At 72.6% G+C, this 13,343-nt stretch carries 10 protein-coding genes and 1 pseudogene; 6 read left to right on the top strand and 5 right to left on the bottom strand.

Going from position 1 to position 13,343, the window contains the following annotated elements; translation table 11 throughout:
- Positions 1-84: 84 nt before the first annotated feature.
- Entirely contained in the window at positions 85-2,316 is a 2,232-nt protein-coding gene (gene katG, locus R4Z63_RS31550; RefSeq protein WP_384446587.1) for a catalase/peroxidase HPI, read from the top strand.
- Between the two features lie 75 nt (positions 2,317-2,391).
- Here the strand turns inward: katG and R4Z63_RS31545 are convergent, their stop codons facing one another.
- The gene (locus R4Z63_RS31545) at positions 2,392-3,231 is read right to left on the bottom strand and encodes a PaaX family transcriptional regulator (RefSeq protein ID WP_384453828.1); all 840 of its coding nucleotides are present in this window, start codon (positions 3,229-3,231) and stop codon (positions 2,392-2,394) included.
- Positions 3,232-3,503: 272 nt separating this feature from the next.
- On the opposite strand from R4Z63_RS31545, the gene R4Z63_RS31540 reads away from it, so the two are divergent.
- The 3 genes from R4Z63_RS31540 (at position 3,504) to R4Z63_RS31530 (ending at position 7,097) form a co-directional block, all read left to right on the top strand.
- A complete protein-coding gene (locus R4Z63_RS31540) occupies positions 3,504-4,940 on the top strand; it encodes an MFS transporter (protein WP_384453825.1) in 1,437 nt (478 codons plus the stop codon).
- 65 nt (positions 4,941-5,005) lie between these two features.
- Positions 5,006-5,686, top strand: coding sequence for a response regulator transcription factor (locus R4Z63_RS31535; protein WP_384453822.1), 681 nt, complete (start codon positions 5,006-5,008; stop codon positions 5,684-5,686).
- A gap of 1 nt (position 5,687) precedes the next feature.
- On the top strand, positions 5,688-7,097 hold the full coding sequence (locus tag R4Z63_RS31530; protein WP_384453819.1) for a sensor histidine kinase: 1,410 nt from the start codon (positions 5,688-5,690) through the stop codon (positions 7,095-7,097).
- 114 nt (positions 7,098-7,211) lie between these two features.
- Here the strand turns inward: R4Z63_RS31530 and R4Z63_RS31525 are convergent, their stop codons facing one another.
- A complete protein-coding gene (locus R4Z63_RS31525) occupies positions 7,212-8,177 on the bottom strand; it encodes a TAXI family TRAP transporter solute-binding subunit (RefSeq protein WP_384453817.1) in 966 nt (321 codons plus the stop codon).
- Positions 8,178-8,413: 236 nt separating this feature from the next.
- Here R4Z63_RS31525 and R4Z63_RS31520 point away from each other — a divergent pair, with 236 nt between their 5' ends.
- On the top strand, positions 8,414-9,121 hold the full coding sequence (locus R4Z63_RS31520; protein ID WP_384453814.1) for a cyclodityrosine synthase: 708 nt from the start codon (positions 8,414-8,416) through the stop codon (positions 9,119-9,121).
- A complete protein-coding gene (locus R4Z63_RS31515; protein ID WP_384453811.1) occupies positions 9,111-10,295 on the top strand; it encodes a cytochrome P450 in 1,185 nt (394 codons plus the stop codon). Before R4Z63_RS31520 ends, R4Z63_RS31515 begins: the two co-directional genes overlap by 11 nt.
- A gap of 84 nt (positions 10,296-10,379) precedes the next feature.
- On the opposite strand, the pseudogene R4Z63_RS31510 reads toward R4Z63_RS31515, so the two are convergent.
- The 3 genes and pseudogenes from R4Z63_RS31510 to R4Z63_RS31500 all read right to left on the bottom strand — a co-directional run bounded on the left by R4Z63_RS31510 (position 10,380) and on the right by R4Z63_RS31500 (position 13,336).
- Positions 10,380-11,152: pseudogene (locus R4Z63_RS31510) on the bottom strand (alpha/beta fold hydrolase).
- A 305-nt stretch (positions 11,153-11,457) separates the two neighbouring features.
- Positions 11,458-11,982: a GNAT family N-acetyltransferase gene (locus R4Z63_RS31505; protein ID WP_384453809.1), complete on the bottom strand. Its 525-nt coding sequence runs from the start codon at positions 11,980-11,982 to the stop codon at positions 11,458-11,460.
- A gap of 88 nt (positions 11,983-12,070) precedes the next feature.
- The gene (locus R4Z63_RS31500; protein WP_052030165.1) at positions 12,071-13,336 is read right to left on the bottom strand and encodes a serine hydrolase domain-containing protein; all 1,266 of its coding nucleotides are present in this window, start codon (positions 13,334-13,336) and stop codon (positions 12,071-12,073) included.
- Between the last annotated feature and the right edge of the window lie 7 nt (positions 13,337-13,343).

The following is a 13,343-nucleotide window of genomic DNA, read 5'->3' as shown; positions in this document are numbered from 1 at the left end:
CCCGTGCACAGGGACCCCGTGTCCCGCCTGTTCGACCGCATTCGGTCCGGAGCACCGCGATCCCCCTGGTACGGAAGGATTCCCATGTCCGAGAACCACGATGCAATCGTCACGGACGAGAAGGCGCAGGGCGGGGGCGGCTGTCCCGTCGCGCACGAGCGCGCCGCGCACCCCACCCAGGGCGGCGGAAACCGCCAGTGGTGGCCCGAACGCCTGAACCTGAAGATCCTGGCCAAGAATCCGGCGGTGGCCAACCCGCTGGGCGAAGAGTTCGACTACGCCGCGGCCTTCCGGACCCTGGACCTGGCGGCGGTGAAGCAGGACATCGCGCAGGTCCTGACGACCTCCCAGGACTGGTGGCCGGCCGACTTCGGCCATTACGGCCCGTTCATGGTCCGGATGGCGTGGCACAGCGCCGGCACCTACCGGATCAGTGACGGCCGCGGCGGCGCCGGCGCCGGCCAGCAGCGTTTCGCGCCCCTCAACAGCTGGCCGGACAACGGCAACCTCGACAAGGCCCGCCGTCTGCTGTGGCCGGTCAAGAAGAAGTACGGCCAGAGCCTGTCGTGGGCCGACCTCATGATCCTCACCGGCAATGTCGCACTGGAGCAGATGGGCTTCGAGACCTTCGGCTTCGGCGGCGGCCGCGCCGACGTCTGGGAGCCGGACGAGGACGTGTACTGGGGTCCCGAGACCACCTGGCTCGATGACCAGCGCTACACCGGTGACCGCGAGCTGGAGAGCCCGCTCGGCGCCGTCCAGATGGGTCTGATCTACGTCAACCCGGAAGGCCCGAACGGCAACCCGGACCCGGTCGCCGCGGCCCGTGACATCCGTGAGACGTTCCGCCGGATGGCGATGAACGACGAGGAGACGGTGGCCCTGATCGCGGGTGGCCACACCTTCGGCAAGACCCACGGCGCCGGCCCGGCCGAGAGCGTCGGCGCCGACCCCGAGGCCGCCCCGATCGAGGCGCAGGGCCTGGGCTGGGCCAGCACCTACGGCACCGGCAAGGGCGGGGACGCGATCACCAGCGGTCTGGAGGGCATCTGGACCAACACCCCGATCACGTGGGACAACAGCTTCTTCGAGATCCTCTTCGGCTACGAGTGGGAGCAGTTCAAGAGCCCCGCCGGCGCCCACCAGTGGCGGCCCAAGGACGGCGCCGGCGCGGGCACCGTGCCCGACGCCCACGACCCGTCGAAGACGCACGCCCCGACGATGCTGACGACCGACCTGTCGCTGCGCTTCGACCCGGCCTACGAGCAGATCTCGCGCCGCTTCCTGCAGGACCCGGCCGCGTTCGCGGACGCCTTCGCCCGCGCTTGGTTCAAGCTGACCCACCGCGACATGGGCCCCCTCGTGCGCTACCTCGGCCCCGAGGTGCCCACCGAGGAGCTGCTCTGGCAGGACCCGCTGCCCGCTGTGGACCACGAGCTCGTCGACGCGGCGGACGTCGCTTCCCTCAAGGCGCAGGTACTCGCCTCGGACCTGTCGGTGTCCCAGCTGGTGTCCGCCGCGTGGGCGTCGGCCTCGTCCTTCCGCGGCAGCGACAAGCGCGGCGGTGCCAACGGCGCCCGCGTCCGCCTGCAGCCGCAGAGCGGCTGGGAGGTCAACGAGCCGGACCGGCTGGCGGGCGTGCTGCGCGTGCTGACCGGCATCCAGGAGGCGTTCAACGCCGCCCAGGACGGCGGCAAGCGGATCTCGCTCGCCGACCTGATCGTGCTGGCGGGCGCCGCAGCGGTGGAACAGGGCGCCAAGGACGCCGGATTCGACCTGCAGGTGCCCTTCACGCCGGGCCGCGTGGACGCCTCGCAGGAGCAGACGGACGTGGAGTCCTTCGCCGCCCTGGAGCCGGCCGCCGACGGTTTCCGCAACTACCTCGGCAAGGGCAACCGGCTCCCGGCCGAGTACCTGCTGCTGGACCGGGCGAACCTGCTGAACCTGAGCGCGCCCGAGCTGACGGTCCTCGTCGGCGGCCTGCGCGTGCTGGGTGCCAACCACCAGCAGTCGCGGCACGGCGTGTTCACCACGACGCCCGGTTCGCTGACCAACGACTTCTTCGTCAACCTCCTCGACCTGGGGACGACGTGGAAGGCGACGTCGCAGGACGCGAACACCTTCGAGGGCCGTGACACCACGACCGGCGAGGTCAAGTGGACCGGCACCCGCGCCGACCTGGTCTTCGGCTCCAACTCGGAGCTGCGGGCGCTGGCGGAGGTCTACGCGAGCGACGACGCGAAGGAGAAGTTCGCCCGGGACTTCGTCGCCGCGTGGGACAAGGTGATGAACCTCGACCGGTTCGACCTCTCCTGATCACTGATCAGTGATCACCGGGTCCGGGCCCGGGTCGGCACCGTGCGGTGCCCGCCCGGGCCCGGACCGCTGTGCTCAGTCCTGCGTCGTAGCCTCCGGCAGACCGGTGACCTCCCGGACGTGCCGCAGGGCGGGGGCGGCCAGCACGTCGTTCAGCCGCTGGAAGACCTGGCGGGCGGCCACCGCGTTCCAGTCGGCAGGGAGCAGTTCGGCGGGCAGACCGGGATCGAGGTAGGGCAGCCGCCGCCACCGCGTGAGCATCGGCACGTAGTGGCGGAACGCCTCGGCGCCCCCGATGTCGCACCGGTGCGACAGGTCCGCGACGACAGGTGCGTAGGCGTCGGTGAAACCGGCGTACTGCTCCTCGATCGCGGGGAAGTCCCACCACGAACTGACCGTCCCGGGCAGGTCGCTGAAAGCGGCGTAGTCGGCGGCGAACAAGTGTACGTACGCACTGAGTCCGCGCCGCACGAGCATGTCGCGGGCGTCACCGAGGAGGCGGGCCGGCGCCAGCCACACGCCGGGGGCGATGTTCCCGAAGCCCAGCCACATCAGGCGGGTGCGCAGCTGGTAGCGGTACGCGCGCTCGGATTCCGGCACGGAGAAGACGGCCATCGCCCAGCCGTCGCTGAGCTTCGCCGGCTCCAGGCTGCCGAAGATGCGGCGGTCGCCCTCGTCGAAGACGGGGTGCGCGGCGGCGCTGAGCCGGTAGCCGGGGGCACCGCGGCGCTCCGGTTCCAAGACGCCCTTCTTCTTGAGCCGGGAGATCGCCGAGCGGGCGGCCGGGCCCTCGACGTCCAGTTCCGCCATCAGGGTCAGCAGGTCGGCGACGGAGATCCAGCCGCCCAGACGTCGCAGGAACGCCCCGTAGACCGTGTTGATCAACGAGCTGGGCCTGAGGGGACTGTCCGTCATGATCGCCTTCCGTCGGGTGCGGTGGCGATCCTACCGAGCGGGCGGCCGCGGATCCCCGGGAGCGTGCGGCGGCGCGACGATCACGCCCGGGGGCCGAGGGAGCGGCCGCGGGTGACCGCCGAGGAGCGGGCACGACGGGCTGCTTCCTTAGCGGAACGTTAGATCTGCGCGACGGAGCTTGTCCGGGTATCACGGCGGCCACATGCTCTGGATCGTTCCCCCGACCGCGGGGCCGCCCCCTCTCCCGTCAGGGATTTCCCTCTGGAGCCGCCATGTCCCCGTCCGCCGTCGCACCCGGCCCCCAGCCCGGAGACACCCCCGGCCCGACCGCCGCCGCGCCGCCCGGCGAGGAGCGCCGCACGCGCCGCCTCGCGCTGATCGGCGGCTCACTCGGCAACCTCGTCGAGTGGTACGACTGGTTCGTCTACGCCAGCTTCGCGATCTACTTCGCCGACTCCTTCTTCCCCGGCGACAACCCGACCACGCAGTTGATGAACACCGCGGGCATCTTCGCGGTCGGCTTCCTGATGCGCCCCGTCGGCGGCTGGATCCTGGGCCGCGCCGCCGACCGTCACGGACGCAAGAGCGCGCTCACGCTCACCGTCACCATGATGTCGGTCGCCGCGCTGCTCATCGCCGTCGCACCGACCTACGGTCAGGCCGGCTCCTTCGGCGCGCTGGTGCTGCTTCTCGCACGCCTGCTCCAGGGGATGAGCATCGGCGGCGAGTACGCCGCCAGCGCCACCTACCTGACCGAGGCCTCCGCCCGCAACCGGCGCGGCCTCGGCTCGTCCTTCCAGTACGTGTCGATGACCTGCGGGCAGCTGCTGGGCCTGGGCATCCTGATCACCCTGCAGCACACGCTCACCACGGACGAGTTGGAGACCTGGGGCTGGCGGATCCCCTTCGTCCTCGGGGCGCTCTTCGCGGTGGTCGTCTTCTGGCTGCGGCGCCGACTCCAGGAGACCGACGCCTTCCGGGAGGAGGCGGGTGCCGGCGGGGCGGCGCACGACGAGAGTGCGCGCGGCACGCTGAGGGCCCTGTGGCAGTACCGGCGGCAGGCCGGCCTGGTCATGGCCCTGACCCTCGGCGGCACCGTGGCCTACTACACCTACACCACCTACCTGACCAAGTACCTGGTCGGCAGCGCGGGCATGGAGAAGACGACCGCCACCCTGGTCAGTTTCACCGCGTTGACCCTCTTCGCCGTACTCCAGCCCTTCGCCGGGATGCTGTCCGACCGGATCGGCCGCCGCCCCCTGCTGATCACCTTCGCGGTGGGCTGCACGGTCGGCACGTACCCGATCATGACGGCGCTCGGGTCGGCGTCCTCGTACTGGTCCGCGCTCGGCCTGTCCCTGCTGGCCCTTGTCGTCATCACCGGCTACACGTCCATCAACGCGGCGGTCAAGGCGGAACTGTTCCCCACCCGGGTGCGCGCCCTGGGGGTGGCCCTGCCGTACGCCATCGCCAACGCGCTCTTCGGCGGGACCGCGGAGTACGTGGCGCTCTGGTTCAAAGACAGCGGCCACGAGACCATGTTCTTCTGGTACGTCTCCGGGTGCGCGCTGGTCTCCCTCGTGGCCTACGTCTTCATGCCGGACACCCGCGACGCGGCCCTCAGCCGGGCCGAGGCCGAGGCGGACGGCGCGGACCGGGCGGGCGACCGGGAAGACCCGGCCGCTGCTCCCGCCCAAGCCGTGCGCTGAACGGCGGCGGTAGCCTGGGGCCGCGGTCGCGCGCGCCGCACCGCCCGTCCGGAGGGGGCTTTCCCATGCACGCTCTCCTCGTCGAGGACGACGACAGGATGGCCCGGGCGCTGGGCACCGCGCTCGTCCGGCGCGGGCACACCGTCCGCCGGGTCGCGCGGGCCCAGGACGCACTGCGCCACGCCCGCGAGGCCGAGTTCGTCCTGCTCGACCTCGGGCTGCCCGACCTGGACGGGATAGAGCTGCTCCGGCGGCTGCGGACCGTGTGCGGCGTGCCGCTGATCGTGGTGACCGCGCGCTGCGAGGAGCGGGACGTCGTGCAGGGGCTGCGGGCGGGCGCCGACGACTACGTCGTCAAGCCCTTCCGGATGGCGGAGCTGATGGCTCGGATCGACAGCGTCCGGCGCCGCACCGATGCACACGTCGACCGCGTCGCCCCGGACACGGGAACGGGCACGGTGCGCCGCGGCGATGTGGAGGTGGATCCGGCGAGCCGCACGGTCACCGTTGCGGGTACCGAAGTACGACTGACCCGGCGGGAGTTCGACGTCCTGGCCCTCCTGGCCGCCCGACCGGACGAGGTGCGTTCCCGCGAGGAGATCCTGGACCGCATCTGGGGCGACGTCTTCCTCGCCGCCTCGCGCTCGCTGGACGTCCACGTGGCCGGGATCCGCGCCAAGACCGGCCGATCCGGACTCGTGCGTACCGTCCGCGGGTACGGCTACCAGCTCGGCGGGGAGCGGTGAGGTGAGGCGCAGGCTCCTCGCCGTTCTGACGATGCTCATGGGGGTCGCGGCGCTGCTCCTGTGCCTCCCGTTCGCCGAGGGGTACGCCCGCGGTCGGACCGAGCATCTGCTGCTCCAGCGGCGCTCCGAGGCCGTGCGCTTCGCCGGCCTCGCGGAGCGGATGCGTACCGAGGCCGACCGGGCGGAGCTGGCGGCCGAGATCGGCCGGTACGCCGAGCTGTACGGCGCGGGCGTGGTGGTGGTCGACTCGGCCGGCGCGACGTCGGCGCGGGCCGGGGCGGCGCCGGGCGCCGGGGTGGCGGAGGCGCTCGGGCGGGCACTGACCGGCCGTTCCACCGACCGGCTCCCGACCCTGCGCCCGTGGGGGCCGGGGACCGTCGTGCTCGCCGAGCCGGTGGGCCGCGACGAGCGCGTCAGCGGCGCGGTCCTGCTGGCGGTCCCCACCGATACCGCCCGCCGGGACGTCACGGTCCGCTGGACGCTCATCGCCGCCGGGGCGCTCGCCGCGTTCGCGACGGCCGCCCTGGTCGCCGCGGGAATCGCCCGCTGGCTGGTGCGGCCGCTCCTGGACCTGGACCGGGCGGTGGAACGGCTGGCGGCCGGCAGCCTGCGGGCCCGGGCCGGATCGGACACCGGCCCTCCCGAACTGCGGCGCCTGCGGCAGCACTTCAACGCCATGGCCGAGGCCGTGGCCGACTCCATCGGCCGGCAGCGCGACTTCGTCGCCGACGCCTCCCACCAGCTGCGCAATCCGCTCGCGACGCTGGTGCTACAGCTGGAGAACGTCGAACCGCACATCGCCCCCGGACCGGGCCTCGCCGAGCACGCCCGCGCCCTGGACGAGGCGGAGCGCCTGGAGGAACTGCTCGACGGTCTGCTGGCGCTGGCGCGCGTCGAGTCCGGCACGGCCGAGCCGACGGACCAGGACGTGTCGCACGCGGTACGGCACCGGGTGGTGGCCTGGGACCCGGTCTTCCGCGCGGCGGGGCTGGAACTGTCGGCCGCCGGTGTACCGGACGGCCTGTGGGCGCACGCCCTGCCCGACGCAGCCGGCCGGATCCTGGACGCGCTCCTGGACAACGCGGTCAAGTTCGTGCCGTCCGGCGGACACGTCACGGTGGAGGCCTCCCGGCAGGCGGACGGAAGCGCGCTGGTCCGGGTCGCGGACGACGGTCCGGGCGTGCCCGAGGAGCAACTGGATCTGCTGCTGCGGCGGTTCGCACGCTCCCCCGCGCACCAGAACGTCCCCGGCAGCGGGCTGGGCCTGGCCATCGCCGACGAGATCGCCCGGGTCAGCGCCGGCCGCCTCGAACTCGCCGCGAACGCCCCACGCGGCCTGGTCGCGCGTCTGTGCCTGCCGCCGGCCCAGGACTCCCGGCCGGTGCGCGGGCCGGAGGTGCGGCAGCCCTGATGCCCGGCCCGACGCAGACCCTGGAGCCGGGCACCCTGCTGAGGCATCGCCGCCTCCGCCGGTCCCCGGAACGGAGCGGCCCGGGGAGGTGACGGCCTGGACCGGCCGGGCGCCTCAGCCGTAGACCGCTCGGTAGTACGCAGCCGCGCCCGGGTGGAGGGGGACGCGTCCGGTCGAGATGGCGAAGCGCGGCTCCAGGCGGGCACCGGCGGTCACCTCCCGCAGGAGGTCGCGCCAGCGGTCGAAGACCACCCGCAAGAGGTCCCGCACGACGCCCTCGGCCACGTCGGCACGGGCCAGGAGGTAGTTGCCGACACCGATGGTGCCGACCGGTTCGGTCAGCCCGTAGACCCCGGCCGGCAGCGTGACCGCCGTGTAGACCGGTGCGTGGCGGGCCCGCAGCGGCCCCACGTAGGCGTCCAGCGGCAGGAAGCGCAGGGGCAGTTCGCGTGCCAGTGCGGACAGGGACGGTGTGGGCACGCCCCCGGACCAGAACAGCGCATCGACCGCGCCGTCGCGCAGCGCGACGACCGACGGGGCGAGGCCCAGGGGGCGTTCGTCGGCCGGTGCGGCTCCGCCGGCCGGTGCGGCCGCCCGCAGGACCCGCTGGGCGACCACCCGTACCCCCGAGCCCGGTGCCCCGGCCGCGACCGGGCGCCCGGCGAGGTCCGCCACCGCATGGACCGGGCCGCCGGCCGGGACGGCGAGGTGGGTGTAGTTGACGTAGACGCGGGCCAGCGCCGTCACCCCCGCCGCGGGCGTGGGGAAGGAGTCCCGCCCGAGGACGGCGTCCTCGGCGGCGTCCGCCATGGCCAGGGCCAGCTCCGCGGATCCCTCGTCGAGGCCGCGCAGGTTGTCCACACTCGCCGCCGTACTGACGGGGACGATCTCCAGCGGCAGGCCGCTCGCCCCGACAGCGAGCGCGAGTGCCTTGCCGAAGGCGTTGTACGGTCCGCCCTCCGGACCCGTCGCGAGCCGCAGCCGCCGGACGGGGCGGGGGTGCCGCGAGCACCCGGCGAGCGCCGTCGCGGTGGCGCCGAGCCCGGCGGCCAGCACGGCGCGGCGAGACGGTCGGTTCATCGGCCGGCCTCCGGTGTGTCGTCGGGCGAACGGGGTGGCCCCCATCATGCGCCACACGGCCGGGCGGCCGTTCGGACCGGCGAAGGATGCCCAGGTCAACTGGTCTGTCCGCCAGATGAGTTACTACCCAGAAGACATGGAACGTCGCTCAGAGTTCGGGTACCTTCCATCACGTCGCCGCCACACCCGGGGCACAGGGCCCCACGGGACTTGCGGCGCAAAGGACCCGACCCCTGTTGACGACAGCGACCGAAGTCTTCACAGTCCGGCCATACACCCCGCACTGCCAGGTGATCAACGACGAGGGCGAACACGCCGTCATCGGCATCTCGCCCGGCAACAGCTATTTCTCAGCACAGCGTGTCCTCGATCTCGCCCAGTGGGGCATGCGCAACTTCGCGCAGGTCGACCTCATCTACACCGACATGCACGTCGCGGAGATGTACGAGGCCCTCGGATACGGCGAGGACGAAGCACGCCGCAAGGCGGTGAAGAACCTGCGCGGAGTCCGCGCCAAGGTCAACAACGCCGCCGCCGAGGCCGATCCCACCGGTGTCCGCCTCCGGGCGCGCCCGATGTCCTCCCTCACCGACATCCCGGCGTACCGCACACTCCACAGCCACCTGATCAACCTGCTCGACATCGATGCGGAGTTCCGCGAGACCTGCAACTCCCTTGTCGATGCGTTCCTTTCCTCGAAGGTGCTGAACGGGAAGGCCGCCACCGCCCGTCAGCGCGAGGTCTGCCTGGAATACGTCTGCGCGGAGGCGCCGCTGTTCCTGGACACGCCCGCCATCCTGGGCGTGCCCTCCTCCCTCAACTGCTACCACCAGCTCCTGCCCATGGCGGAACTGCTCTACTCGCGCGGCTCGGGGCTTCGCGCCTCACGCAACCAGGGCCACGCCGTCATCACCCCCGCCGAAGGAGATTCCGATGCCCGCTGACACCCTCCTCGACTTCCCGTTCTCCGCGCGCGGCGACCAGCTCCCGGCCGAGGTCGAGCAGCTGCGGAGTGAGCCGGTCAAGCGCGTCCGCACCATTGCGGGCGACGAGGCCTGGCTGGTCTCGTCCCATGCGCTCTGCAAGCAGGTCCTCGAGGATCCGCGTTTCAGCCTGAAGGACACCTCGGCCCCCGGCGTGCCCCGGCAGTACGCGCTGACGATCCCACCCGAGGTCGTCAACAACATGGGCAACATCACCGGCGCCGGCCTGCGCAAGGCCGTGCTCAAGGCGATCAACCCGAAGACCGGCAACCTCACCGGCTGGATGCGCGAGCAGGCGAACGGCCTCGTCGACGACCTCCTGCGCAGCGGTGCACCCGTCGACCTGCGCGGCCGGTTCACCAATCCGTACGCGGAGAACCTCCACTGCCGCATCCTCGGCATTCCGGAGGCCGACGCCCCGCGCCTGGCCGCAAGCCTCGACATCGCGTTCATGAACTCGGCCTGCCCCGTCACGGGCGCCAAGCTCAACTGGGACCGCGACATGGCCTACATGGTGGAGCGGCTCGACGACCCGGCCACCACCGGCCTGATGGCCGAGCTCGCCGCACTGCGCGAGGATCCCGACTACGCGCACCTGACGGACGAGATGCTGGCGGTCGTCGGCGTCACGCTGTTCGGCGCCGGTGTCATCTCGACCATGGGCTTCCTGACCATGGCGATCGTCTCGCTCCTGCAGAACCCCGACGTGTGGGAGCAGCTGCGCAAGGCCCCGGAGAAGATCCCGGCCGCGGTGGACGAGCTCCTGCGCGTCAATCTGTCGATCGCGGACGGGCTGCCGCGCCTCGCGCTGGAGGACGTCACCCTCGGCGACGTCGAGGTGAAGAAGGGCGAACTGCTGCTCGTCCTGGTAGAGGCCGCCAACACCGACCCGGCCGTGTACTCCGACCCGCACGTCTTCGACATCGACCGCGCGAATGCCGGTACCCACCTGTCGTTCGGCGGCGGACCGCACTACTGCCCGGCCACCGCGCTCGGAAAGCGGCACACGGAGATCGCCATCGAGGTGCTGCTGGAGAAGATGCCCCGCCTGCAGCTGGCCGTGCCCTTCGACCAGCTCGTCTGGCGCACCCGGTTCATGAAGCGCCTGCCGGAGCGGCTCCCCGTCCTCTGGTAGCGGAATCGGCACGCGGCGGCTGCTTCGGAGAGGGGGCGGGCGGCGGCACCGGCCGGGGGGAATCCGGCCGGCCGCCGCCCGCGGTCATCCCAGGAACGCCGCGACGGCCGCGGTGAACCGGGCTGCGTCGTCCAGCCAGGGGTAGTGGCCCGCTCCCGGCTGCACGACGAGCGTGGCGTCGGGGAACAGCTGCGCGCATGCCTCGACCGACCCGGGCGGGCTGTTCAGGTCGAACTCTCCGGCGAGCAGGAGCACCGGGGCGCGGAGGGCGGCGAGGCCCGCACGGGTGGCCTCCGGGTCGAAGGCGCCGTCGGCCCCGAACAGGGCGACCGCCTCCGGGTTGTCGGGGCTGCCCGCCGCATGGTGGCGCCGGGCTTCGTCGTCCCAGCGGCCGTAGAGGAACGGCCCGACGGCCTCGCGGTCGCCGCCGGTGCCCGCGATGAGCGCCTCCAGCGCGGCGAAGGCCGCGGGGAACCACGGCTCGCCCGACCGCAGCAGGGCGAGTTCGCGCCGGGCCTCCCCGTGATCACCGTTCCGACGGCACGGGTGCCGGGGGTGATCAGGGCGAGCCGGCCGACGCGGTCCGGGTGCCGGGCCGCGTACTGCATCGCGGTGTTGGCCCCGGCGGAATGGGCGAGCAGGTCGATCCGGCCGAGCCCGAGGTGCGCACGCCGGAGAGCACCGACGAGCTGCGGCGCCTGCTCGAAGCAGACCTGAGAACGGGCGCCGGCGAACTGCCCGCCGCTTTCAGGGCCGCGTACGACGAGATCGGCCGCGGCCTCGACACCGACCCGGAGCCGGCCGCCGCCGCGTCGGGCCCGGCGTCGGTACGCCGGACCGTCGCCCGCCAGCTCCAGCGCGACCGCCTCAGGGGCGGCGCCTGATCGCGGGCGGACACGCCCCCGCCGTCCCGGCCGGCGGGGGCTCCTGCGGCGCCGCTCCGCCACTGCCCGGCCAGTTCCCGCAGGACGAACGGATAGCCGAGGAGCCAGTCCGTGGCCCCCTCGACCGCCGCGAAGGCCCGCGCACCCGCGTGTCCGGACCATGCGGTCCCCTCCGGGGGGCCACCGCCGGGACCAGATCCCTGCGACCAGTCGCTCACGGCCGCACTATCGACCCACCACGGCCGTGCGGCACGCCGGCGGCACGGGCACGGCAGGATTCAGAGGGTGATCCAGTAGCGGCGCTTGGGGCCGATCAGGGTCTCGCGCACGTCCTCCAGCACGCCACCGCCGCGCTCGATGGTGCGGACGGACCCCGTGTTGCCGGGGTCGCAGGTGAGCAGGACCCGGTCCATGCCGAGGACCCGCGCCTCGTGGAGCACGGCGGACAGGGCCCAGGTGGCCAGGCCGCGCCTGCGGGCCGAGGGCCTTATGCCGTAGCCGATGTGGCCGCCGGCGTCGAGGAGGAAGCCGTTGAGGTAGTGGCGCAGGTCGATGGCGCCGAGGTACGTGTCGTCCTCGGTGATCCACCAGTACGTCGCGTGGACGCGGCCGTGGTCGACCGGCACCGAGCGGTCCGCGTACCGGCGGAGCTTTCGTGTCCAGGCCGCGAAGCCCTCCGGGGTGTCGACGTCGTCGCCGGAGCCGAGCCCCGCACCGTCCATGTGGGCATCGGGTCCCCATTCCTCCCGTGCGGCGATCCAGGTTCCGTGCAGGTGGGGGCTGGGGGCGATGAGCTGGGGCATGGCACGGACCCTAACAGTCCGATGATCCGACCCAGCCTGCCCGGGCGGGCCGGGCAGGCGTGCGGGGCCGGGCGGGCCGGGCAGGCCCTCAGCCGGACCTCGGCTCCGACGGCTTGCGGCCGGGGTAGACGTTGTCCGGGGTGACGATGGAGGTGATCGCCTCACCGAAGAGCGTGCTGGGCTCCTGGCCGTCGTGGAGGATGTCGGTGTTGAGGATGACGACCAGGGTCGCCTGGGCCTGCGGGAGGTACACCGCGAGGCTCTGGTAGCCGGGGAGCGAACCGTTGTGCCCGATCCAGCCCTGGACGTCGAAGAGGCCCAGCCCGTAGCCGGCGCCCGGGATGCCGACCGACTGGGTCTTCAGGCGCTGGGCCTGGGTCGCGGGCGTCAGGAGCGTGCCGGTGGCGAGCGTACGGGCCCAGCTGCGCAGGTTCTGGAGGTCGGAGATCATCGCTCCGGCCGCCCAGGCCCAGGACGGGTTCCAGTCCGTCGACACCTCGACCTTCCCCGACGCGGTCTGGTCGGTGTAGCCCTGGGCGTGCGGAGCGGGGAACTCCGCGCCGGTCGGGAAGAAGGTCCGGCGCAGTCCGGCCGGGTCCACGACGTCCTCGTCGACCACCTCGGCGAGCGGTCGGCCGGTGATCTTCTCGATCACCAGGCCGAGCAGGATCAGGTTGGTGTTGGAGTACTGGAACTTCGCGTCCGGAGCGAACTGCACCGGGTGCCTGAAGGAGTAGTCGAGCAACTCCTGCGGGGTGAAGGGGCGGTCGGGGTCGGCGGTGAACGCCTTGTCGAAGTCAGGATCCTCGCTGTAGTTGAACAACCCGCTGCGCATGCCGGCCAGTTCGCGCAGGGTGATGGCGCCGCCGTTCGGCACGCCGGAGATGTAGTCGCCGATCGGGTCGTCGAGGCCGACCTTGCCCTGGTCGACCAGCTGGAGGAGGGCGGTGACCGTGAACGTCTTGGTCAGGCTGCCGATGCGCGTGTTGAAGTCCGTCCGCATGGGCTCGCCCGTCGCCTTGTCGGCCACGCCGAAGGCCTTCACGTAGCTGCCCTTGCCGGGTGCCCACAGGCCCACGACCACACCGGGCACCTGTGCCTCGCGCATGACCTGGCGCACGGCGGCGTCGAGCTGGCCCGCGACAGCCGGGGTGATCTGCTTGAACTCCCCGTCCGCGTCCGGCGAGGGCGTGGCCGAGGCGGACGGTCCGGGGGTGGGCGCCCCGTAGGCGGGGGCCGTGACGGCCCCGGTGAGGAGCAGCCCTGCCGCGGCGGTGGCCGCGCAGGTCCGGCGAAGCCGTAGTTGCGTCGTTTTCACCAATGCCTCCTGCGGTACGGGGACCAGGGTCGGCATACACGGT

The organism is Streptomyces sp. PL-29, assembly GCF_058344425.1.
This window is presented reverse-complemented; position numbering and strand designations above follow the sequence as displayed.